The 23,135-nt window shown below is 74.6% G+C and carries 18 protein-coding genes; 3 read left to right on the forward strand and 15 right to left on the reverse strand.

Translation table 11 applies throughout. The features are described 5' to 3' along the window. Window positions 1-77: 77 nt before the first annotated feature. From ABZ924_RS14820 to ABZ924_RS14870, 11 genes are all read right to left on the reverse strand, one after another. Window positions 78-1,379 (reverse strand): cytochrome P450, encoded by a 1,302-nt coding sequence (locus tag ABZ924_RS14820; RefSeq protein ID WP_361908441.1) that lies wholly within the window; start codon window positions 1,377-1,379, stop codon window positions 78-80. 14 nt (window positions 1,380-1,393) lie between these two features. After that, window positions 1,394-1,957 carry a cupin domain-containing protein gene (locus tag ABZ924_RS14825; protein WP_361908443.1) on the reverse strand — a complete coding sequence of 188 codons (564 nt, stop codon included), beginning with the start codon at window positions 1,955-1,957 and terminating at the stop codon, window positions 1,394-1,396. A gap of 77 nt (window positions 1,958-2,034) precedes the next feature. Beyond that, window positions 2,035-3,303, reverse strand: coding sequence for a cytochrome P450 (locus ABZ924_RS14830; RefSeq protein WP_361908446.1), 1,269 nt, complete (start codon window positions 3,301-3,303; stop codon window positions 2,035-2,037). A 96-nt stretch (window positions 3,304-3,399) separates the two neighbouring features. Then, window positions 3,400-4,554: a type III polyketide synthase gene (locus tag ABZ924_RS14835; RefSeq protein WP_361908448.1), complete on the reverse strand. Its 1,155-nt coding sequence runs from the start codon at window positions 4,552-4,554 to the stop codon at window positions 3,400-3,402. Between the two features lie 202 nt (window positions 4,555-4,756). Continuing rightward, complete coding sequence (locus tag ABZ924_RS14840; RefSeq protein ID WP_361908451.1) at window positions 4,757-5,719, reverse strand: calcium-binding protein; 963 nt, start codon at window positions 5,717-5,719, stop codon at window positions 4,757-4,759. Between the two features lie 201 nt (window positions 5,720-5,920). Next, window positions 5,921-6,679 carry an IclR family transcriptional regulator C-terminal domain-containing protein gene (locus ABZ924_RS14845; protein ID WP_361908568.1) on the reverse strand — a complete coding sequence of 253 codons (759 nt, stop codon included), beginning with the start codon at window positions 6,677-6,679 and terminating at the stop codon, window positions 5,921-5,923. Window positions 6,680-7,599: 920 nt separating this feature from the next. Then, entirely contained in the window at window positions 7,600-8,187 is a 588-nt protein-coding gene (locus ABZ924_RS14850; protein ID WP_361908454.1) for a sigma-70 family RNA polymerase sigma factor, read from the reverse strand. 418 nt (window positions 8,188-8,605) lie between these two features. Beyond that, the gene (locus ABZ924_RS14855; protein ID WP_361908456.1) at window positions 8,606-9,898 is read right to left on the reverse strand and encodes an MFS transporter; all 1,293 of its coding nucleotides are present in this window, start codon (window positions 9,896-9,898) and stop codon (window positions 8,606-8,608) included. A 63-nt stretch (window positions 9,899-9,961) separates the two neighbouring features. Next, entirely contained in the window at window positions 9,962-11,977 is a 2,016-nt protein-coding gene (locus ABZ924_RS14860; protein ID WP_361908459.1) for a prolyl oligopeptidase family serine peptidase, read from the reverse strand. A 71-nt stretch (window positions 11,978-12,048) separates the two neighbouring features. After that, window positions 12,049-13,584, reverse strand: a complete 1,536-nt coding sequence (locus ABZ924_RS14865) for a glutamate synthase subunit beta (RefSeq protein ID WP_361908461.1) — start codon at window positions 13,582-13,584, stop codon at window positions 12,049-12,051. A gap of 124 nt (window positions 13,585-13,708) precedes the next feature. Continuing rightward, window positions 13,709-13,981, reverse strand: a complete 273-nt coding sequence (locus ABZ924_RS14870) for a DUF6225 family protein (protein ID WP_361908464.1) — start codon at window positions 13,979-13,981, stop codon at window positions 13,709-13,711. Window positions 13,982-14,286: 305 nt separating this feature from the next. Here ABZ924_RS14870 and rox point away from each other — a divergent pair, with 305 nt between their 5' ends. After that, on the forward strand, window positions 14,287-15,723 hold the full coding sequence (rox, locus tag ABZ924_RS14875; RefSeq protein WP_361908467.1) for a rifampin monooxygenase: 1,437 nt from the start codon (window positions 14,287-14,289) through the stop codon (window positions 15,721-15,723). A gap of 12 nt (window positions 15,724-15,735) precedes the next feature. Here the strand turns inward: rox and ABZ924_RS14880 are convergent, their stop codons facing one another. Beyond that, on the reverse strand, window positions 15,736-16,884 hold the full coding sequence (locus ABZ924_RS14880) for a S8 family serine peptidase (protein ID WP_361908469.1): 1,149 nt from the start codon (window positions 16,882-16,884) through the stop codon (window positions 15,736-15,738). Between the two features lie 179 nt (window positions 16,885-17,063). Between ABZ924_RS14880 and ABZ924_RS14885 the strand changes: the two genes are divergently transcribed. Together ABZ924_RS14885 and ABZ924_RS14890 are read left to right on the forward strand one after the other, a co-directional pair. After that, on the forward strand, window positions 17,064-17,981 hold the full coding sequence (locus ABZ924_RS14885) for a trypsin-like peptidase domain-containing protein (RefSeq protein ID WP_361908472.1): 918 nt from the start codon (window positions 17,064-17,066) through the stop codon (window positions 17,979-17,981). 110 nt (window positions 17,982-18,091) lie between these two features. Then, window positions 18,092-18,652: a hypothetical protein gene (locus ABZ924_RS14890; protein WP_361908475.1), complete on the forward strand. Its 561-nt coding sequence runs from the start codon at window positions 18,092-18,094 to the stop codon at window positions 18,650-18,652. Window positions 18,653-18,735: 83 nt separating this feature from the next. Here ABZ924_RS14890 and ABZ924_RS14895 read toward each other — a convergent pair whose 3' ends face one another. The 3 genes from ABZ924_RS14895 to ABZ924_RS14905 form a co-directional block, all read right to left on the reverse strand. Further along, the gene (locus tag ABZ924_RS14895) at window positions 18,736-20,376 is read right to left on the reverse strand and encodes an isovaleryl-CoA dehydrogenase (RefSeq protein WP_361908478.1); all 1,641 of its coding nucleotides are present in this window, start codon (window positions 20,374-20,376) and stop codon (window positions 18,736-18,738) included. Continuing rightward, window positions 20,360-20,974 carry a TetR/AcrR family transcriptional regulator gene (locus tag ABZ924_RS14900; protein WP_361908480.1) on the reverse strand — a complete coding sequence of 205 codons (615 nt, stop codon included), beginning with the start codon at window positions 20,972-20,974 and terminating at the stop codon, window positions 20,360-20,362. Before ABZ924_RS14900 ends, ABZ924_RS14895 begins: the two co-directional genes overlap by 17 nt. 72 nt (window positions 20,975-21,046) lie before the next feature. Next, entirely contained in the window at window positions 21,047-22,390 is a 1,344-nt protein-coding gene (locus ABZ924_RS14905; RefSeq protein ID WP_361908483.1) for a cytochrome P450, read from the reverse strand. Window positions 22,391-23,135: the final 745 nt, after the last annotated feature.

Here is a 23,135-nt window from a genome sequence, read left to right on the forward strand (position 1 = left end):
ACCGCAGCGGCCCGGCCCGGTCCGGGACGGCAGCGCCGCTCCGGGCCGGGCCGCTGCGCGCGGCGCGGGTACGTGCCTCACCACGTCAGCGGCAGCGCCTCCGGCCCCCGGTTGACCGAGCCGCGCCGCCAGGGCACCTGCGCGGGCTCCACGGCGAGCCGCATGCCGGGCAGTTCCCGCAGCAGGGTCGCGAGGACCACCTCGCACTCCATCCGGGCGAGCGCCGCGCCCAGGCAGTAGTGCGCGCCGTGCCCGAACGCGAGGTGGGGGGCCTCGCTGCGGGCGAGGTCCAGCCGGTCGGGATCGGTGAAGACCCGCGGGTCCCGGTCGGCGGCCAGGTAGGAGACGTACACGGCCTCGCCCGCCCGGATCACGCGGCCGCCGACCTCGACGTCCTCGGTGGCGATCCGCGGCATGCCGACGCCGTTGCGCTGCGGGAGGAAGCGCAGCAGTTCCTCCACCGCCCGGGGCAGCAGCGCGGGTTCGGCCCGCAGCCGCTCCAGCTCGCGCGGGTGGGTGAGGAGCGCGTACACCATGGCGGTGGCCTGTCCCAGGACCTGGTCGAGCGCGTTGAGGACCACCATCACGGACAGCGAGACCAGTTCGGGCCGGCTGAGTTCGCCCCTGGTGTGGGCGGCGACCAGGTCGCTGAAGAGGTCCTCGCCGGGGAAACGGGCCCGGTGGGCGGCCAGTTCGCGGAAGTACGCGGCGATCTCGGCCTTGACGCCGTCGCCCTCCTGGCGGGAGCGGTCGGTGGACAGGATGAGGGCCCGCCACTGCTGGAGCCTGCCGAAGTCCTCGGCCGGCACGCCCAGCAGGCTGCCGAGGAGGTGCTCCGGCATCGGCCCGGTCACCGCGTGGGCCAGGTCCGCGGGCGGGCCCTGGGCGGCCATGGCGGCGACGAGCCGGTCGGCGGTCTCCTCGGCCCCGGCGCGCAGGGCGGCGACCCGCTTGCGGCCGAAGGCCCCGGCCACCAGGCGCCGCAGGCGGGTGTGGTCGGGCGGGTCGGTGCGCCCGATGCCGCCGGCCGGGGCGACGGTGTGCGGGGTCATGGAGGTGACCGGCCGGTCGACGGTCAGCGCCCGGCTGAACCGCGGGTCCGAGGTCACCTCCTTGACCAGGTCGTACGAGGTCACGAGCCAGGCCTCGCCCTCGCCGTGGCGCATGCGGATCCGGGCGACCGGCTCCTCGCGCAGCAGCCGGTGCAGCAGCGGGTCGAAGTCGAGCGCGGTGAGGTGGTCCACCGGCCAGAAGTGCACGGGGGTGTCGGCAGGGGTGTCGGCGGGGCCGTGCTGGGCGGGGATGGAGCCGGGCGCGGCGTGCGGCCGCGTCCCGCCGTCGGCGGCGGGGTCTTCGGCGCGGCGGTGGCCGGTGGGCACCGGCCGTCCCGCGGTCACCGGCCCGCCCCGGTCCCCGGCGCCGGCAGCGCGGTGTGCCGCAGCGGGGTCAGCTGCTGGATGTCGTAGCGGGCCCGCAGCTCCTCGACGGCGGCCGGGTCGGGGCCGCCGTGGGCGTCCATCAGCTCCAGCAGCTCCTCGAAGTACCGCTCGTGGTCCGGCGGAGGCGCCGACTGGAACAGCATGCGGGCCGGCTTCCCGGTGGGGTTGGCGAAAGCGTGCGGGCAGCCCGGCGGGACCAGGATGAGGGTTCCGGCCGTGGCCCGTACCGGGCGCAGCCCGGAAGCCGACTCCCAGCCCCGCCAGTCGTCGCCCGTGCGCACCACCGGCTCGAAGGCGAGCACCTCCAGCTCGCCCTCGATGACGTAGAAGAGCTCCTCGCCGCGGGTGTGGGTGTGCGCCCCGACGTCGAATCCGGGCGGGACGACCACCTCGAAGGTGGAGGCCACGCGGGAGTGGGCGCCGGTGACCTTGAACGTCACCTCCTGCGCGGCGGTCTTGACGGTGCGCCCGCCGCCGGGCGGCACCACCAGGCCGTCCCCCGGGTACAGCATGGTCATGGTCTTCGGCTCCTGCCTGCTCGGCGCGATCGGGGCGATCGGGGCGGTGGGGGCGGTCGGTGCGGTCGGGGGTGGGGTCACCACCGGACGGGGAGCGCCTCGGGCCCGCGGATGAGGGCGCCGCGCTGCCAGCGCAGCTCCTCCACGGGGACGGCGAGCCGCAGGTCCGGGAAGCGGTCCCACAGCGAGGTGAGGAGGATCTCGGCCTCCATCCGGGCGAGGGTGGCGCCGGGGCAGTAGTGCGGTCCGTAGCCGAAGGCGACGTGCGGGAAGGCGGGGCGGTCGAAGTCGAGGCGCTCGGGGTCGGCGAAGACCTCCGGATCGCGGTTGGCGGTGAGGTACGAGACGTACACCGCGTCCCCGGCCGGGATGGTCACGCCGCCCACCTCCACGTCCTCCAGGGCGATACGGGCGAGGCCGACGGCGTTGCGGTGCGGGATGTAGCGCAGCAGTTCCTCGACGGCCCGGGGGACGAGTTCGGGCTCGGCGCGCAGCCGGGCGAGGTGCCCGGGGTGCGTGAGCAGGGCGAAGACCATGTTGGCGCTGTTGTTGTCCGGGGCGTGGGTGCCGCCCAGCAGGATCAGCGCCGCGAGGCCGACGGCTTCGTCGAAGCCGATCCGTCCGGTGTCGATGCCGTCGGCGAGGACTGCGGCGAGGTCCTCGCGGGGGGCCTCCTCGCGGGGCGCCTCCTCGCCGGGCGGGAGCTGCCGGGGCAGGCGGGCGGCGCCGCTGCGGCAGGCGCCGATCAGGTCCGCGAAGTAGCCGGCGATCTCGGCCTTGGCCTGCTCGCTCGCCTCCCGTCCCACGGCGGCGGACAGGACGGTGTCGGACCAGTGGGCCAGGCGGGGCCAGTCCTCGGCCGGTGCGCCCAGCAGCTCGCCGACCATGGCCAGCGGGAACGGCCGGTGGACGAGGGCCATGAGGTCGGCGGGCGGCCCCTGCTGCTCCATCGCGTCGAGCAGCCCGTCCATCACCTGCTGGGCGCGTTCGCGCAACCGGCGCATGGCCCGCGCGGTGAACGCTCCGGCGACGACCTTGCGCATCCGGGTCTGCTCGGGCGGGTCGGCCACGCCCATCGCGCCGTCCATCGGGATGAAGTGGGGGGCGACCCGGGTGACGTCGTTGCCCATGACGGCCCGCCGGCTGAAGCGGGGGTCGGCGGAGACGAACTTGACGTCGGCGTGCCGGGTCACCAGCCAGGCGTGGCCCGCGCCGTGGGGCAGCCGGATCCGGGCGACCGGCTCCTCGTGGAGCATGCGGGCGAGGAAGGGGTCGAAGTCGAGGCCGCAGAGGTCGGGCGGGCTCCAGGAGTGGACCGTCGCGTCGGTCCGGGGCGTGGTGCGCATGGGGTCCTCGGTCGGTCGGGGGAAGACGGGGCGGGGGCGGGGGACTCGCGGGGCGCGGGTCGCGGGTCGCGGGTCGGGTCGCGGGTCGCGGGTGGGTCAGCGGGCCGGGCCGAGGAGGGCCGGGTCGGCGGACCGCTGCCGGCCGATGCCCGGGGGCCGTGCCGTACCGCCCATCCCGGCCGCGCCCGCCGGGCTCGCGGCGGCCGGGGCGGTCCAGCGGCCGAGGGACATCTCGGCGGTGATGCCCGGCCCGAATCCGGCGATCAGCCCCTTGGCGCGGTCGGTGGCCCCGCCCTCGTCGAAGAAGCGGGCGAGGGCGTCCAGGACGACGGCGCTGGCGATGTTCCCGTACTCGGTGAGCGTGGCCCGGCTGAAGCGGAACGCGTCCGGCTGGACCCCGAGGAAGGTCCCAAGGTCGTCGAGGATGCGCGGGCCGCCCGCGTGGACCAGGTAGAAGTCCAGGTCGGAGGCGTCCCAGCCGTGTCGGCCGGCGAGTTCGGCGAGGACGGGGGCCAGCGGCTCCATGGTGCCGGGTACCCGCTTGTCCAGCAGGAAGTGGAAGCCGGTCTCCCGGACGCTGTAGGCGATCCAGTCCTCGGTGCCGGGCACGAGGTGGGAGGCGTTGGCCTCCAACCGGATGCCGGTGCCGCCCGTGCCGCGTACCACGGCCGCGGCGACCGCGTCGCCGAACAGGCCGTTGGAGAGCAGGGTCCCGATGCCGAGATCGGTGGGCTGGTAGCAGAGCGAGCAGAACTCGCAGGCGACGATCAGTGCGTTGGCGCCGGGGTAGGCGGTGCAGAAGTCGTGGGCGCGGTTGACGGCGCTGCCGCCCGCCGCGCAGCCGAGCTGGGCGATGGGGAGCTGCCGGGTGTCGGGGCGGAACCCGAGCGTGTTGATCAGCCAGGCCGTGAGGGACGGCATCATGAAGCCGGTGCAGGAGACGTAGACGATCAGATCGATGTCCCGCGCGGTCAGCTCCGCGTCGGCGAGGGCCCGTTGGACGACGTGCGGGACGCGCCTCTTGGCCTCGGCCTCGTACACCCGGTTGCGGGCCTCGAAGCCCTCGTGGTGCAGGACCTCCTCGATCGGCCGGACCAGATGGCGTTTGAGCACGCCGGTGTTCTCGATCAGCCGTAAGGCGAGGGGCAGTTGGGGGTGTCCGGCGTGCAGGGTGCGCGCCAGGGCGAGGGTCTGGTCGAGGGTGATGACGTGTTCGGGAACGGCGACGGCCGGTCGGCACAAGGTGGCCATGGGGGGACATCCCAAAGGGGGGAGGGACACCCGACCGACCGGCCGAGCGGGGCTCTTGGCAGCCCGGGAGGATCGTCACCGATCACGATCATTTGAGCAAACCGGTACGACTTTCATATTGGTGGTGTTGTACGCAAGTTGACGGAAGGCCCCGGACCGGAGTCCGGGGCCCACAGGGAGGGAATCGGGAGTTCGCGAGCGGCTACGGGACGTTGGCCACGGTCTCGCAGCCGAGGCCCACGTCGGAGCCGCCCGATCCGTCGCAGCTGTCGGTCACGCCCTCGCCGCCGTCCATGACGTCGTTGCCGCCGTCCGTCGCGGCGGCCGCGCTCTGGCCGGGCGTCGCGGCGGGCGCGGCCGGAGCCGCGGGCGCCGTCGAGGGGCGCGGGGAGTCCGGACGCGAGTTGGACGGGCGCGAAGAGGACGGGCGCGAGGAGGACGAAGACGACGACGAGGACGAGGACGAGGACGAGGACGAGGAGAGCTTGCCGTCGTCCCGGCCGTGGGCGGCGTGGCCCGAGTTGCTGTCGCCGATGATGGTGTCCGTGCCGGCGGCGCCGACGAGGACGTCGTTGCCCTGGCCCGTCGCCGTGACCTCGGCGGAGGAGTCCCCGGTGATGGCGTCGTCGCCGTTGCCGCCGTCGAGGATGTCGTTGCCGCCGCCGGCGGCGTTGATGCCGCCGCGGCTGTCGCCGACCATGTGGTCGTCGCCGTCGCCGCCGAAGACCATGTCGTTGCCGCCGCCCGAGGCGGTGCCGCCGAAGGCGATGCTGTCGCCGCCGAGGCGGTCGTTGCCCGGTCCCCCGAAGACGATGTCGTTGCCGCCGCCGTCCACGTTGGCCCGGGTGCTGATCAGGTCGCCGCGCACCATGTCGGCGCCCTCGCCGCCGTCGACCTGGTCGTTGCCCAGGCCGCCGGCGATGGTGTCGTCGCCGCCCAGGCCGCAGACCAGGTCGTCGCCGCCCAGCGCGTCGATGGTGTCGACGCCGGCCGACCCGACGATGACGTCGCTGCCCTCCGTGCCGGTGATCTTGCCCGAACCGGAGATCGTGGCGGCGCGCCCGAAGCAGGTCGCCTCCTCGGCCGCGTCCGCGGCCAGGCTCGGGAACCCGAGGGAGAGCAGTGCGGCTGCCGCCAGCAGGGTGAGGGATTTTCGGCCAGGCATACGGACCTCCGGTCGTCGACGTTGAACGCGTGGGGACCATATGGGGACATACAAGGCCGAATCAATCAAATGACCGGATGTTGGGGCCCATTACCTTCGATTGGCCCCCATGCCAGGGGCTCCCACGGCAGGGGCCGCACGTGCCGAGGCCGGCCGCGGACCGGGCGGTCGCCCGGCCGTGGCCGGCCTCGGCCGCCCGCGCTACACCCCCGTACCGCACCTCTCGGGCCGGTCGGCGCCCCCGGAGACCAGGAGCGCGAGCAGCACGGCCGCCGCCTCGCTCTGCAGGATCCGGGCCGCCCGGCGCAGCAGCCCCGGATCGGGGTCGGCCGGCATCGACAGGGCCAGGCATTCGGCGTTCGGGCCGGCCGTGATCGGGACGGCCGCGCACACCGTGCCGAGGGCGTACTCCTGCAGGTCCAGCAGCGGTTCGTCCGGCAGCCGGTCGTCGAGCTGGTGGAACAGCTCCCGCTCACTGGTGACCGTGTGCGGGGTGAGCCGGGCGAGCCTGTGCCGGGCCAGGTGGTCCTTGCGCCCGTCGTACGCGAGCTGCGTCAGCAGGGCCTTGCCCACCGCGGAGGCGTGCGCGGCCGCACGGAAGTCCACCCACTCCTCCACGGGCGGCGCCGTGGGCGAGTCCGCGTACTCGGCGATGGAGACCTCGCCGTCGGTGTAGCGCGCGACGTACACGGCGGCTCCGACCGCGTCACGGACCCAGGCCAGGGTCTGGGCCAGCCGGCCCGGCCCGTCGACGGCTCCGGTCAGCGCCAAGGCCGTGCCCGCGACGTAGGCGCCCGGGCCGACCGGGGTGGCGAGGTTCGCCCGTACGAGCCGCTCCATCACCCGCGCCAGCGCCAGCTGCGGCAGCCCCGTGCGCCGGGCGATCTGGGTCAGGCTGACACCGCCCGAGAACCGGTTCACGAGCTCCAGGACCCGCAGCGCCTGGTGCGCGGACTCCAGCGCGGCCGCCGTCGGCCGCTCCGGCGGGGTGCGGCGCGGGGCGGCCGGCAGCGGTGCGGGTCGCGGCGGGGCCAGTGCCCAGGCGTTCGCCTCGTCCGTCAGGTGCGAGGTGTCGAGCTGCGCGTGGCGGGCGACGGCCACCGCGACCTGCGGGCCGGGGGCGTACACCTCCCCGAGGTCCGGGTCCTCCTCCGGTACGAGGCCGGTGACGGCCCGCCGCAGCCGGGCGGCCAGCCGGTAGCGGTCCGCGCCCAGGCACCCCGGAGCCGACAGGGCCGTGAGGTCCTGCGTGGTGATGGGCGGCGAGGTCCAGATGACCGAGGCCGCCAGCGCCCCCTCGAGGTTGTCGGGCAGCGGCAGCAGGGCCGGCAGTCCGGGGTCCGGTGCCAGGGCGTCGGCCTGCAGCTTCCAGTGCCGGGCCGTGGCCACCTCGGCGCGGGCCAAGTGGTACAGGTACAGGCAGTGCGCGGCGGACTGGGAGTCGGCGCCCGCCGCGTACTGGAACCAGAACTGCGCGCCCTCGGGCCGGCCCGCAAGGTGCAGCAGGCAGCCGAACAGCAGCGCCGACCGCGGGCTGTGCGGCCAGGAGTTCGGGGCGAGGGCCAGCTCGGCGAAGGCCCGGCTGTCCACCAGGTGCCCGGCCAGGCCGTCCAGCGCCCGTGCGGCCCGTACGTGGCAGGCGGCGTCCAGGACGAGGTGGTCGGACTCGGCCGGTCCGGGCGGGGCCGGCGCCGGTACGGCCTGCTCCGGCGCCGCGGGCACGCCCCGCCGGGGCAGGGTGCGGGCGCGGTCCGCCGCGACGCGGCGGGCGATGCGGCGCCGGGCCGCGTACTCGTCGTACCCGGCGTACTCCTCCGCCAGCACCTGGGCGTCCTCCAGGGCGGCGTCCAGCTCACAGCCCATGGCGTCACGGTCTCGGATCATGTCGCCCACTGGCTCTTCTCCTCTCCGGGGGCCCAGTCCAGGCCGAGCTTGCGGGACAGGGTCCGGCGGGCGCCGCGGATGTGCGAGCGGACCGTGGCCGGGGAGATCCCCATCATCCGGGCGACGGTGTCGTAGTCGTTTCCCAGCAGGAAGGCCAGGAGCACCACGTCGTAGTGCCGTTCGGTCAGTTCGGCGATGGCCGCGTACAGACCGAGCTTGGACTCCAGCAGTTCCAGCCGCTCGCGCGACGCGCGGCGCAGGGCCGCGAACCAGGCCGTTTCGACCATCGCCACGGGGCGGCCGAGGACGGCGAGGCGGCGCTCGACGTGCTCGCGCAGGACGGCCCAGGCGAAACCGTGCAGGCTCTCCTGTCTGAGTGCGTGCTGCCAGACCTTCAGCAGGAAGGTGAACACGTCGTCGACGGTGTCCTCGGCGTCCCTGCGGGTGCCCAGTTGGAGGTGGGCGTAGCGCAGGTAGGCGCGGTGGTGCTGGGAATGGAAGGCCGTGAAGTCCACCGGCAGGACGCCGGCCAGTTCACTGGAGACCGCCTGGTCCCCGGATGGGTCGAACTCACCCTCGTTCATGCACTCCCCCAGGGTTGCTCGTCGCCGCAGATGGGTGCGGCGGGTACCTCACGGTGACGGGGCGGACCAGCCATGCGGCGGTGGCCTCTATCAGCACGAGGGCAACTGTCTGGGCGGCATTCACGTCGGCGTGAACCCTTCCGGTGAGAGGTGCGACAACGGTCGGGGTGCCTGTCCCCGCTCCGGCACCCGGAGAGCGCCAAGGGCTCCCCATGGTCAGCCCATCGCAAAGGGCGCCCGTTTGTGCACGCGCGTCTCACGAACTTCTTCGGAAATGGCGCATCCGCTCCCGCACGCGCCCCCTCGCACCGGGCATGCGCCGGTGCAAGGGGGTGGGGGTCGGGCGGGGCGGAGCAGCCGGCGGGGCGCTGTCAGCCGCGGCGCCTGCCTCCCGTGCCTCCTGCGCCTCCTACGTCTCCTATGCCCCTGCCGCCTCGTGTGCCTCGCGTGCCTCGCGGCGGAGCAGGGCGTCCCGGTCGGTCTCCGCGTCGTACGTCACCAGCGACGGCAGGAGCGCCGACAGCGCGGCCACCGCGGCCAGGCACATCAGGCCGCCGCCCCAGAACGCCGGGCGGGTGCCGGTCCAGCCGGCCATGGTGCCGGCGCGGACCTGGCCCAGCTGCGGGCCCACGCTGTACGAGAGCACCTCGATGCCGGCCAACCGGCCGCGCAGCCCCTCGGGGATGGTCTGGTTCCAGATCGTGGCCCGGCCCAGGCCGCTGAGCATGTCGCCGGCGCCTGCGGCCGCCAGGCACACCAGCACCAGCCAGATGTTGGTGAACCAGCCCGCGCCCGCGACGGCCAGGCCCCAGGCCGCCGCGCCGCACACCACGAACAGGCCGTGGCGGCGCACCTTGGAGGTCCAGCCGCTGGTGACGCCGAGGAGCAGGGAGCCCACCGCGCCCGCGGAGTACATCAGCCCCAGCGCCCACACGGCGTCGAGCTCGTCCGCGAGGAAGGGGAAGATCGTGTTCGGGAAGGCGAAGAACATCGCCGCCAGGTCCACGGCGTACGTCCCCAGCAGGACCGGTCGGCTCCACGCGTAGCGCGCGCCCTCCGCGATCCCGCGCAACGAGGGCCGCTCCGCTCCGGGCGAGGGCGGCGCCGGGGACAGCCGGGCGCACAGCGCCACGGACACGGCGAACCCGGTGACGGTGAGGGCGTAGGCCGCGGCGTAGCCGGCGTAGGCGACCACGAGTCCGGCGAGGGCCGGTCCGGCGATCGCGCCGATCTGGTAGCGCAGTGCGTTGAGCGCGGCGGCCGCGGTCATCTGGTCGTGCGGCACGATCCGCGCCATCAGCGAGTCCAGGGCGGGGCGCTGCAGGCCCGACAGCGCCGAGACCCCGGCCGCGACCACGTACAGCGGCCACAGCAGGGGCTCCGGGAGCAGCGCGTTGACCAGCAGGAGCAGCGCGAGCACGCCGAGTCCGGCCTCGCTCAGCAGGATCAGGCGCCGCCGGTCGAAGGCGTCGGCGAGCGCCCCGCCGTACAGGCCGAAGACGACGAGCGGTACGAGTTCCACCGCGCCCATCGCGCCGACCGCGAGCGGCGAGTCCGTCAGCTCCTTGATCTGGAGCGGCAGCGCGATCATCGCCATGAAGGAGGTGAAGAACGTCACCGCGCCCTGGAAGAAGAGGGTGCGGAAGTCGCGGCTGGAACGCCACGGCGAGAGGTCGGGCAGCAGGTCGGAGAGGCGTCGGGTGGTGCTCACAGCGGTTCATCGTCGGTGACCGCCCCGATGCGCGGCAAAGCATTTTCCCGACCTGCCACGGGGTCAGGAGGGTTCGGCGGCGAGCTGCTGCCAGAGGAAGGTGTAGGCGAGGGCCTCGTTGTGGGCGGCCTGCTCGTTGTCGGAGGCCCCGCCGTGGCCGCCGCCGGTGTTCTCGTGGAACAGCACCCGGTGGCCGAGCTCGCGCAGCCGGGCGGCGGCCTTGCGGGCGTGGCCGGGGTGGACGCGGTCGTCGCGGGTGGAGGTCATCAGCAGCACGGGCGGGTAGGGCCGGTCGGCGGCGAGGTTGTGGTACGGGGAGAGGGCCTGGAGGTGGGGGCGGTCGGCCTCGCTGTCCGGGTCGCCGTACTCCGCGATCCACGACGCGCCGGCGAGGAGGCGGTGGTAGCGGAGCATGTCGAGGAGCGGGACCCGGGCGACGACCGCCCCGAAGAGCTCGGGGTGGCGCACGAGCATGGCGCCCATGAGCAGGCCGCCGTTGCTGGCCCCGGTGATGCCGAGCCGGTCGGGCGTGGTGATGCCCCGTTCGACGAGGTCCGCGGCGACGGCGGCGAAGTCCTCGAAGGCCCGGACCCGGTTGGCGCCGAGGGCGGCCTGGTGCCAGGCGGGTCCGTATTCGGCGCCGCCGCGGATGTTCGCGACGACGTACGTGCCGCCGCGGGCGAGCCAGGCGCGGCCGGTGAGCGCGTCGTAGCCGGGGGTCTCCTGGTCGCGGAAGCCGCCGTAGCCGTAGAGCAGGGCGGGCCCCGGGCGGTCCCGGTCGGCGGGCCCGACGACGAAGTAGGGGACGGCGGTGCCGTCCGCGGACCGGGCGAAGTGCTGCCGTACGGCCAGGCCCGCGGCGTCGAAGCGGGTCGGAGCCTGCTTGAGGACCTCCGCGTCGGCGCCGATGTGGCCGAGGCTGAGGGTGGAGGGCTGGAGGAAGCCGGACACGTCGAGGAAGTACTCGTCGCTGGTGTCCGGGTCGGTGTCGGTGATGCACGCCGAGGACAGCGGCGGGACGTCGGCCAGCGGGCGGCGGCTCCAGCCGTCCGGGCCGGGCGTGAGGACCTCGATCCGGGTGGCGACGTCGGCGAGGGACTCCACGATCAGGTGGTGGCGGGTCCAGCCGTGCCCGGCGAGGGCGGTGCGCCCGTCGGGGGTGAACAGGGCGTGCGCCGTGCGGTCTCCGGCGAGGAAGGCCTCGAAGTCGAAGGCGAGGAGCGAGCCGGCGGGGTGGCCGAGCCACGGGCTCTTGGGGGTGACGACCAGCCACTGGCGGTACGCGTACTTGCCGGCGTCGTCCGGCACGTCGATCTTGACCAGCCGGTCGCCGTCGGCCAGCAGGTGGAGCTCGTCGTGGAAGAAGTCGGTGCTGCGGGCGACGAAGGACCGCTCGTGGCCGGGCGTGGCGTCGTGCCAGCCGACGGCCGACACGTCGCCGTGTTCGGCCTCGAAGACGGGTTCGGCGTCCGCGAGGCCGGTGCCGCGGCGCCAGCGCAGGACCGTGCGCGGGTAGCCGGAGGCGGTGAGCGAGCCGGGGCCGGAGTCGGTGCCGACGAACACGGTGTCCTCGTCGAGCCAGGCGATCCGGGTCTTCGCCTCCGGCACCGTGAAGCCGTCCTCGACGAAGGCGTGGGCGTCGACGTCGAACTCGCGGACCACGACGGCGTCCGAACCGTCCCGGGACAGCATGACCAGGGCGCGCCGGTAGTCCGGGTAGCGCACGGTGGCGCCGGCCCACACCCACTCCTCGCCCTCGGCCGCCGCGAGGGCGTCGACGTCGAGGAGGACCTCCCAGGCGGGCTCGTCCTTGCGGTACTGCTCGGGCGTGGTGCGCCGCCACAGGCCCTTGGGCCGGTCCGCGTCCCGCCAGAAGTTGTAGAGGTACGCGCCGCGGCGCACGGTGTAGGGGATCCGGTCGGCGTCGTCGAGGACTTCGCGCAGCTCGCCGCGCAGCGCCTCGAAGCGGGGGTCGCCGGTCAGCGCGGCGGCGGTCTCGGCGTTGCGCTCGCCCACCCAGGCCAGTGCGGCCTCGCCCGTCACGTCTTCCAGCCACAGGAAACGATCTTCAGCAGTCACCTCACGATTGTGCCGTCCCCGGGAGCGGGCCTGCAGCGGCTCCCCCCGTCCGGGGTCAGGCGGTCAGGCGGTCAGGCCGTCAGGGGCCGGTCGTCCGCCCGGACCGGGGCCGGCAGCTCGGTCGTCCCCGTCAGGTAGCGGTCGACGGCGGCGGCCGCGGCCCGGCCCTCCGCGAGGGCCCACACCACGAGGGACTGGCCGCGGCCGGCGTCGCCTGCGACGAACACCCCGTCGGGGGCGGGTGCGGGTGCGGGCTCCGCTGCGGGCGCGGGGGCGGGCGGGCCCGGTGCGGAGGGGCCCAGGGCGGCGAAGTCCGGGGTGCGGGCGAAGCCTCCGCGGGCGGTGCGGGCGAGTCCGAGCTGCTCGTCGAGGTGCGAGGCCCGCGCAGGGCCGGAGAAGCCAAGCGCCAGGAGCACCAGCCCGGCCTCCAGTACGCGGTCGGTCCCGGGCAGGGGCCTGCGGGCGGCCGGCTCCACCGCGGTCAGGTGCAGGGCCCGTACGCGGCCCGCCGCATCCCCCTCGAAGTGCACCGTCGCGCTCGAGAAGACCCGCGGGTCGGCGCCGTCGCGGCCCCGCGCCTCCTCGTGCGCGTGGGAGATCCGGTACACCTTCGGGTACACCGGCCAGGGCTCGGTGTCGCGCCGCCCGGTGCCCGGCTCGGGGTTGATGTCGAGCTGGACCACCGACAGCGCGCCCTGCCGCAGGGCGGTGCCCACGCAGTCGGAGCCGGTGTCCCCGCCGCCGACGACCACCACGTGCCGTCCGGCCGCCGTGATCCCCGGGGCCGCGCTGTCGCCCTCACCGACCCGGTTCGAGCAGGTCAGGTACTCCATGGCCTGGTGGATCCCGAGGAGTTCGCGGCCGGGTACGGGCAGTTCGCGGGGTTCGGTGGCCCCGACGGCGACCACGACCGCGTCATGGCGGCTGCGCAGACCGGCCGCGTCGAGGCGCCCGCCGACGTCGCAGTCCGTGCGGAAGACGGTGCCCTCGGCCCGCATCTGGGCTATGCGGCGGTCGAGGTGCGTCTTCTCCATCTTGAACGCGGGGATGCCGTAGCGCAGGAGTCCGCCGATGCGGTCGTCGCGTTCGTAGACGACGACGGTGTGTCCGGCCCGGGTCAGCTGCTGGGCGGTGGCGAGGCCCGCGGGGCCCGAGCCGATGACGGCGACGGTCTTGCCGCTGTGCCGGGCGGGCGGCAGCGGCGGGGTCCAGCCGTGCTCCCAGGCCTGGTCGGCGATGGTCTGCTCGACGTTCTTGATGGTGACCGGGTCTGCGTTGATCGCCAGCACGCAGGCGTCCTCGCAGGGGGCGGGGCAGAGCCGGCCGGTGAACTCGGGGAAGTTGTTGGTCGCGTGGAGCCGGTCCGAGGCCGCCTGCCAGTGGCCGTGGGCGGCGTACGCGTTCCACTCGGGTATGAGGTTGCCGAGCGGGCAGCCGCCGTGGCAGAAGGGGAGGCCGCAGTCCATGCACCGGTTGGCCTGGGCGGACACCAGCGGCAGCAGCGCCTGCCCGGCGTGGACCTCGCGCCAGTCGCCGAGCCGCTGGTCGGCGGGGCGGGCCGGAACGGGGCTTCGCGGGGTGCGGAGGAAGCCGTACGGGTCGGTCATGCGCCGCCTCCCTGGCTCACGGGGCGGATCCGGCGTTCAGACCAGGCTACGCCGCGACGGCGGGGACGGCGCGGGACGGCGGGCCCCCGGGCTGCGGGGGCCCGCTCCGGTCGGTCTTCGGTCGTCAGTCCAGGTCGAGGTGGTAGGCGCCGGCCGCGACGTCGGCGAAGAGCGTGAACTGAACCTGGGGCCCGCCCGCGCCGCAGTCCCCCTCGCCCTCCACGTCGAGCTCCACCGGCTCGGCGTCCACGAGCACGTACTCGCCGTAGCTCTCGAAGTCCCCGGGTCCGTCGGCGACGCCGATGTGGATCGGGGTCTCCTCGGGCAGCGCGGCCAGCACCTCGCGCAGCCGGCCGGCGGTCCATACCTGCGGGTTGTGATCGAACATCTCAGCCATGCGGAGACAGTAGAGGCAGGCGGGGCCGGTGGGGTCGCGCCGCGCCGAAGCGACTTTCCCGGACATAGCTCGCCTTTCCGAAAAAGGCGACAAAAGGAAAAAGGCGAGGAGTGGTCTACTCCTTGCCCTTTTCAACATATAGCGCACGGGGGGCCTTGCGGCAAGACCCGGGTGGTGCCGCAGAATCGCCAGCCGAAGCCGGAAACTGCGGAAATCGGCGATTCGCTCCATGTGCATGCGTATGGGTATGCGCATGGGCATGCGCAGATCGCGGCCGGCCCGAATCCGATCGTCGAGGGGGCCTTGTGAGGGTGGACGTGATCGTGGTCGGCGGCGGGCCGACCGGTCTGATGCTCGCCGCGGAGCTGCGGCTGCACGGGGTGCACGTGGTCGTGCTGGAGCGGCTGGCCGAGCAGACCGGGCAGTCCCGCGGGCGCGGCCTGCACACCCGCAGCGTGGAGATCATGGACCAGCGCGGCCTGCTGGACCGGTTCCTCGCGGCGGGCGAGAAGTTCGAGGTGGGCGGCTTCTTCGGCGGCATCGTCAAGCCGTGGCCGGAGCGGCTGGACACGGCGCACCCGTACGGCCTGTCCGTCCCGCAGCCGGCCACCGAGCGGCTGCTCGACGAGCGCGCCCGGGAACTCGGCGCCGAGGTCCGGCGCGGCTGCGAGGTGGTCGGGCTGAGCCAGGACGAGGACGGCGTGGACGTCGAGCTGGCGGACGGCACGCGGCTGCGCTCGCGCTACCTCGTCGGCTGCGACGGCGCCCGCAGCACGGTGCGCAGCCGGCTCGGCGTCGGCTTCCCCGGCGAGCCGTCCACGGTGGAGACGCTGCTGGGCGACATGGAGCTGACCGCGGATCCGCAGCGGATCGCCGCCGTCGTCGAGGAGGTCCGCAGGACCCAGCTGCGGTTCGGCGTCATCCCCCTCGGGGACGGGCTCCACCGGATCGTCGTGCCCGCCGCGGGGGTGGCCGAGGACCGTACGGTCGCGCCGACCCTCGAGGAGTTCCGGCAGCAGCTGCGGGAGGTGGGCGGCACCGACTTCGGCGTGCACTCGCCGCGCTGGCTCTCCCGGTTCGGGAACGCCACCCGGCAGGCCGAGCGCTACCGCGTCGGCCGGGTGCTGCTGGCCGGCGACGCGGCGCACGTCCACCCGCCGACCGGCGGCCAGGGCCTCAACCTCGGGGTGCAGGACGCGTTCAACCTCGGCTGGAAGCTGGCCGCCGCGGTGGCCGGCTGGGCGCCGGAAGGGCTGCTCGACAGCTACCACGCCGAACGCCATCCGGTGGGCGCCCGCGTCCTGGAGAACACCCGCGCGCAGATCACGCTGCTGGGGACCGACGCCGGGGCGGCGGCGCTGCGGGAACTGCTTTCGAGGTTGATGGACTTCGAGGAGGTGAACCGGTACGTCACCGGGATGATCACGGCGGTCGACGTCCGCTACGACCTCGGCGAGGGCCACGACCTGCTCGGCCGGCGGCTGCGGGACGTGCAGTTGGAGCAGGGCCGCCTGTACGGGCTGATGCACGGCGGGCGCGGACTGCTGCTCGACCGGGCCGGCCGGCTGTCGGTGGAGGGCTGGGCCGACCGGGTCGACCACGTCGTCGACGCCGGCGGGGAACTGCAGGAACTCGGCGTGCCCGCCGTGCTCCTGCGGCCGGACGGCCACGTGGCGTGGGTCGGCGAGGACCAGCAGGAGCTGCTCGGCCGACTGCGCGAGTGGTTCGGCGCCGCCGGCTGAGCCCCCGGCAGGTCAGAGGCCGCCGACGTTTAGCAGCCGGTTCGGGGTCTTTGCCGGGACCCCCGTCAGGACGTCGCGCGAGGCCTGGCCGGTGAGCCAGGCGCGGACCTGGGCGGGGGTGGCGGTCGGGTGCGCCGAGAGGTAAAGGGCCGCCGCTCCGGTGACGTGCGGCGCGGCCCATGAGGTGGCGGTGCCGTCGCTCTCGGTGGTACCCCCGCCCGCGAGTACGGAGGTGATCTTCCCGGCGGGTGCGTAGAGGTCCACGCAGGACCCGTGTCCGGAGCCGAAGGTTTCGGTGTCGCTCCAGTGCCGGTCGTCTTCGGTGGCCGCGGCGACCACGATCGCCCCGTGCGCGCCGGCCGGCGAGTGCCCGCAGGCGTCGTCACCGAAGTTGCCCGCGGCGACGACGGTGGTGATGCCCGACTCGACCATGTGCTGGACGGCGGTGTCGAGGGCGGCGGAACGGGTCTTGAGGTTGAGGGACATGTTGACCACGGCGGGGCGGCGGGCGTGCGCGGTCACCCACTCCACGGCCTGGATGACGGACGCGTCGCCGGCCGCCGGGGTGTCCTTGGCGTGCGCCGAACCGCCGCCCTCCTCGCAGGCGATGGCCTGGACCCGGACGAGTTCGGCCTTCGGGGCGACGCCGGTGGTGCGGCCGCCGATGATGCCGGCGACGAAGGTGCCGTGGCCCAGCCCGCCGCCGTCGAAGCAGTCGCCTGCGTCCGGGTCCCCGACGAAGTCGGCGCCGAGGGAGGCGCGGCCGCCGAACTCCGCGTGCTTGACCTCCATGCCGGTGTCGAGCACGTAGACGTGCACCCCGCTGCCGTCGGCGGCCGCGGCGTACTTGCCGTCGAGGGGCCGGCTGCGCTGGTCGATCCGGTCCAGGTTCCACGGGGCCCCCGTACGGGACACGGAGCCCGGGGCGGCGTGCCCGGACGGCGCCGGGCCGCCCGAGGGGCCGCCGCTCGGGTGCGGCGCTCCGGACGGGGCGCCCGGGGCGGCCGAGCCGGACGGGGCGGGGTGCGCGGATCCGGATCCGGCCGTGGGGTGCGCCGACGACCCCGGGCCCGGGTCCTCGGTCGGGGAACACGCCGAGAGGCCCAGCGCCACCACCGCCACCGCCGTGGCCAGCATCGCGTTGCTGCGCGTGCTTCTCATGTCCGCCCCCTGTCGCCGCCGCGGCTTCCTGCCGTCGACGGCACAGACGCGGACGGCGGAGTACCGGTTGCAGGGTTTCGGCCGCCGGATCACGCGACCGCGGCAGGCGAAGTCCGGCCATGTTCGTCCGGCCCGTACGGGTTCGTTCCGTATCGGATGCGCGGCTGTGTTCCCATGGCGTGATCGCCGACCGACCGGCGACCGGCCGCGCCCCGACGCTGCGGGCCGCCCCGTTCTCCGCGTTCTCCGCGTTCTCCGCGTTCTCCACCACGGGAAGTGACCGCATGTTACGTACCCTCGGCAGCACCTTCCGCGCCCTCGGCACCGCCGCGCTCCTGGCCGGGCTGACGTTCACCGCCGCACCGGCCGCCAGTGCGGCCCCGTCCGGCACTTCTGCCCCCGCGGCCCCGGCCGCCGCCGAGCCGCTCACGCCCGTCGGGGGCGGCACCGGGATCGTCTTCCGGCTGAGCCCCTCCCCCGAGGCGCCCACGAGCTTCTACATCTGCACGCTCACCGCCGTCGGCCGCGACCGGGACGGGAGGCTGGTGGCCCTGACCAACGCCCACTGCTTCGTGGACGAGCAGGGCAACAAGCTGGTCGGCGCCGAGGTCTACCGGGACACCTCGCCCGCCGGGACGGCCTTCGCCCCGGCGCCGATCACCGCCAGTCGGCCCGACCTGGCGACGGGGCCCATCGGCACCGTCGCGTACGTCGGCACCCCGAACAACCTGCTGGGCACCGGCCCCAAGGGCCTGGACTACGCGGTGATCGCGCTGGACGAGACCCGCGTCGCCCCCACCGCCACGGTCGGCTCGACGACCATCACCTCGATCGGCGCCCCGCCGGCCAACGGCACCCGGATGTGCAAGCAGGGCCACCGGACCGGCCTCACCTGCGGAATCAAGCTGGGCACCAACGGCATGTGGTTCACCCACCTGATCTGGACCGACGGCGGCGACTCCGGCTCGCCCGTGGTCGACGGACAGACGCTGGTCGGCAACGCCTGGGGCGCCCAGCACAGCTCGCCGATCCTGAGCATCATCGACGAGCTGGACGCCGCCGGCGGCATCGGAGCCGGCTTCCACCTCGCCTCCTGAGGCCCCCTCCCGCCGGCGCCGCGGCGATTGGATCTTCAACAACGTCCTGGTGTAGAACACATCCCGATCGGACATGATCACGACATTTTTAAGCCATCGGGGGATTTGACATGCAGTCAATTCGACGTACTATCCACACCTTTGCTCTAGTTGCGGCGCTGGGCACCCTCGCGGCCTGTGGGCCCGAGGAGGCCTCGGCGGGCGGCTCGGGCGGCTCGTCCGCCGGCCCGTCCGCCGCCTCCTCCGCCCAGCCGTCGGCCAAGCCTTCGGGCAAGCCCGCCGGCGGCTCCACGGCCGAGCCCGGCAGCGACTGCGGCCAGCCGCCGAAGCTGCCGGCCGGACACAAGATGGTCGAGCCCGCGGTGCCGCCGTCGAAGGGTTCGATGTCCGCCAAGGACGCGCAGCCGACCTGCACCCCCAACGACTGGATCTACCACGGCAAGGGCGAGGCGAAGTACTACCTCTTCGCCGAGGAGGTGAAGGCCGAGCTGGCCACCGGCTCGGGCTCCACCAAGTCCGTCCCGGTGGGCGAGCTGTGGATGCACGCCGGCGACTGCATGACGAACCAGGCCGCCGTGAAGGCCCCGTACAGCTGCTCGGGGAACATCTACGACATCACGGTCGACGGCGAGGGCAAGATCAAGACCATCAAGGAGGTCTGGCACCCCTGATCCGCCGGATCCCGGGGGTTGCTCCGACCGAGGCGGCCCGGCGGCGTACAAGCGCCGCCGGGCCGCGGTTTTTTGACGTCTCGTCAGAGAGCCGTGGTACGGGCCCGGGCCAGGATCGCCTCGGTGTCCACCCCGGTCGGCAGGGTCCCGTACGCGCCGCCGTGCTCGCCGCCCAGCCGGGAGGCGCAGAAGGCGTCGGCGACCGCCGCCGGGGCGTGCTGCTGGAGCAGCGCGGCCTGCAGGACGAGCGCCATGGTCTCGGTGAGCTGCCGGGCCCGGTACTCGGCCTCGGCGGGGTCGGCGAGCTGCTTGTGCAGTCCGGCCACCGCGGCGTCCAGGTGCCGGTCGGCGCCCGCGGCGCGGCCCGCCTCGGCGAAGAAGGCCTCGACGGTCTCCGGCTGCCGGGCCATGGCCCGCAGCGAGTCCAGGGCGGCCACGTTCCCGGAGCCCTCCCAGATGGAGGACAGCGGGGCCTCCCGGTAGAGGCGGGGCATGCCCGAGTCCTCGATGTAGCCGTTGCCGCCCAGGCATTCGAGGGCCTCGGCGGCGTGGCCGGGGGCGCGCTTGCAGATCCAGTACTTGGTCACGGCGAGCCCGAGCCGGCGCAGCAGCGCCTCGTCGCCGTCGCCGCGGGCGACCCGGTCCGTGGCTCCCGCCAGGCGCAGCGCGACGGCCGTGGCGGCCTCGGATTCCAGGGCCAGGTCGGCCAGGACGTTGCGCATCAGGGGCTGGTCGATCAGGGCCTTGCCGAACGCGCGCCGGTGGGTGGCGTGGTGGACGGCCCGGATCAGCCCCAGGCGCATGCCCGAGGCTCCGCCGAGGACACAGTCCAGGCGGGTCATGTTGACCATCTCGATGATGGTGGCGACGCCGCGCCCCTCCTCGCCGACCAGCCAGCCGAAGGCCTCGTCGTACTCGATCTCGGCGGAGGCGTTGGACTTGTTGCCCAGCTTGTCCTTGAGCCGCTGCAGGAGCAGGCGGTTGCGGCTGCCGTCGGGCAGCACCCGCGGCAGCAGGAAGCAGGACAGCCCGCCCGGGGCCTGCGCCAGGGTCAGGAAGACGTCGGACATCGGGGCCGAGGTGAACCACTTGTGCCCGGTCAGCCGGTAGGTGCCGTCGCCGGCCGGGACGGCGGTCGTGGTGTTGGCGCGGACGTCCGAGCCGCCCTGCTTCTCGGTCATCGACATGCCGGCGATGAGCCCGCGCTTGGCGTCGGGCCGGCGCAGCCCGAAGTCGTACGTACGGGAGGCCAGCAGGGGTTCCAGCCAGGCGGCGAGGTCGGGCGCGGCCCGCAGCGCCGGCACGGCGGCGTACGTCATGGAGACGGGGCAGGTGTGGCCCGCCTCGACCTGGCTCCACACGAGGAACTTCGCGGCGCGGGCCACGTGCGCGCCCGGGGTGTCCTGGTCCTGCGCCCAGGGGGCGGCGTGCAGGCCATGGGTGACGGCGGTGCACATCAGCTCGTGCCAGTGCGGGTGGAACTCGACCTCGTCGATGCGGTGGCCGTAGCGGTCGTGGGTGCGCAGCACGGGCGGGTTCTCGTTGGCCAGGCGCCCCCATTCCGCGGCCTGTTCGGAGCCGGCAAGGACGCCGAGGCGGTGGAGCTCGGGTGCGGCCCAGTCGGCGCCCTCCCGGGCGAGCGCCTCCAGCAGGGCCGGGTCGGCCGCCGCGTCGTAGCCGTGGTGCGGCGGTACCTGGTTGGTGACCTCATGCGTCTGCGGCATCGTGTCCTCCAAGGGCACGCAGGGTGAAGGTGATCAGGCCCGGGATGACGTCGCCGGGGGCGGCGTCGCCGTCGGCGAGCGGTCCGACGAGCGCCTCGGCGATGGCCCCGACGAGTGCGGCGGCGGTCAGCTCGGGTGTCTGCGGGGGCAGTTCGCCGGTGGCCACGCCCTCGGTGATCCGCTGGGCGTACACGTCGCGGAAGGCGCGGCGGAAGACGAGGCGTTCGGTGTCCACGGCCGGGTCCGCGGGCTCCGCCAGGAGGGCGAAGGCCCGCCGGGGCGCCTGGAGGGCGCGGGAGGCGAAGGTCTCCACGGCCGCGGCGACGCGTTGCGCAGCGGTCCCCGGGCGCTCGGCCGCGGCGGCGACCGCCTCCAGTTCGCGGGCCACGAGGGTGCGGAAGAGGGCGGCGGCCAGTTCGGACTTGCCGGAGAAGGACTGGTAGACGCTGCCGGTGGAGATGCCGGCCTCGGCGGCGATCGCGGCGACGGAGCAGCCGGTGTACCCCTCCCGGGAGAGCAGGCGGACGGCGGCTTCCAGGACCCGGTCGCGGCGGGCGTCGAGGCGGGCCTGCACGGCAGGGGGGCGACGGTAGGGCATGAAAGAATTGAAGCACCGATTCACTGCTTCACACCAGAGCACGGCGGTGGCCGGTCGCCGCTACCGGCTGGCTCAGGGAGCGAGGGAGGCGGGGGCGGGCCCGTCGGGCCGGACGGTGATGCCGTACGCGGTCCGCTCGGGGACGGAGTGGAAGGCAACCGTGTGCGCGGGCAGCAGCCGTTCGAGGAGCAGGGTGGACTCGCGCAGGGCGAACTGCAGGCCGAGGCAGGCCCGCGGGCCCATTCCGAAGGGCAGGTAGGCGCCCTGCTCGGCGGGCCGGCCCTGCGGGGCGGTGAAGCGCCGCGGGTCGAAGCGCCCGGGCTGCGGCCACAGGTCCGGGTCGCGGTGGGTGAGGTACGGGCAGACCAGGACGTCCGTGCCCGCCGCGACGGCGTGGCCGGCGAGGACGTCGTCCTCGGCTGCATGGCGGGGCAGGAGCCAGGCGGAAGGGTAGAGCCGCAGCGTCTCGTGGACCAGGGCCTGGACGGCCTGCCGGCGCTCGGCGGAACCCTCGGGGCCGGCCGCGAGGGCCCCTTCGCGGGCCTCGGGATGCCGGTCGAGCAGCAGGTACAGCCAGGTCAGGGTGGTGGCGGTGGTCTCGTGCCCGGCGACGAGCAGGGTGACCAGCTCGTCGCGGATCAGGCGGTCGGTGTACTCGGGGCGCTCGGCGGCCGCCTCGACCAGCACGTGCAGCAGGCCCGGCCCGTCGGGCCCCGCGCCGGCGGGGCCGCGGCGGGCGGCCTCGATGGCCGCGCGGGCGACGGCGTCGATCCGGGCGAGGTCGGCGGCGACGGCCTCCCGGGCGTCGACCGCGCCGGCCGGCAGCGTCGGCAGGGCGGCCGTCACGGCGGCGACGGCACCCAGTTCGCGGTCGGTCGCGGCGTCGAGGGGATGCCCGGTCAGGGAGCGCCAGATGGTGTCCAGGGCGAAGCGGCGCAGCTCCGCGCCGACGTCGAACCGCTCTCCGGTGCGCGCGTACGCGGCCCAGCGCTGCGCGGTGGCCCGGGCGGCCCGGGCGATGCGCTGCTCGTAGCGGCGCATGCCGGTGCCGGTGAACTGGGACTGCAGCAGCCGGCGCTGGCGCTTCCAGGCTTCGCCGGTGGCGGCGAGGACCCCGTCGCCGATCAGCAGGCGGGCGCGGTGGGAGCGCTTGACGTACCGGTCGGGCCGGAGGGCGAGCACGTGCCGGACCGCGGCGGGGTCGGTGACCAGCACGGTCGGCGCCGCCCCCGCCTCGGGGTCGAGGGACAACGCGGCGACACCGCCGAGCCGTTCCCGGGCCAGCGCGAGCAGCTCGACGAGCCCGTCCCCCTCTGCCCGCCGGCGTGCCACGAGCTCCGGCTCCAGTTCGGGCACCGGGCGTCCGCCGCCGGACGGGGCCTGCGGGAGCGGTTCGGTACCGGCTTCGGTGGCCACGCGCATCTCCTGTTCGACCGCGACGGGCCCCGGCGGAGCCATCCCCTCACGGACTGTACGGGACCGAGCCCGCTCCGTGACACCCGCCCGAACGGCGGTGGCCGGTTCCCGCCGCCCTGGCTCCGAAAGGGGATCCGTACGGGCAGAACCCGGCCCCGCCGGGCACCGGGCTCCGCCCGGACCCGCGCCTCAAACGCCGGCGAGGCTGAAATCACCCCCAGCTCCCAAATCAAGGCCCAAGCCCGGTGCCCCCAAGGCGGCAGACCCACAGACCAATCCCCGCCGGTGATTGAGGCACGGCGCCTGGGGCAGAGCCCCGGCAAGCCGAGACGGGCCGGGCCCCCGACGCTTGGGGCGTGGCCCGGCCAATTCAGCCTCGCCGGCGATCGAGGCGCGGGGTCCCCCGAAAGCCCGGCCGGCTCCGCCAAGACCTGAGACGGGGTCCGGCGAATCGCCCCCCGACGCTTGAAGCGGCGGCACCGCCAGCTCAGCCCCGCCGGCGATCGAGGCGCGGGGTCTGGGGCGGAACCCCGGTGCCAAACCCCGAGACGGGGCCGGCCAACACCCACCCTCCCGACGCCTGAGGCAGTAGCCGGCCAATTCAGCCCCGCCGGCGATCGAGGCGCGGGGTCTGGGGCGGAACCCCGGTACCAAACCCCGAGACGGGGCCGGCCAACACCCACCCTCCCGACGCCTGAGGCAGTAGCCGGCCAATTCAGCCCCGCCGGCGATCGAGGCGCGGGGT

Source organism: Streptomyces sp. NPDC046876 (genome assembly GCF_040645035.1).
GTDB lineage: Bacteria > Actinomycetota > Actinomycetes > Streptomycetales > Streptomycetaceae > Streptomyces.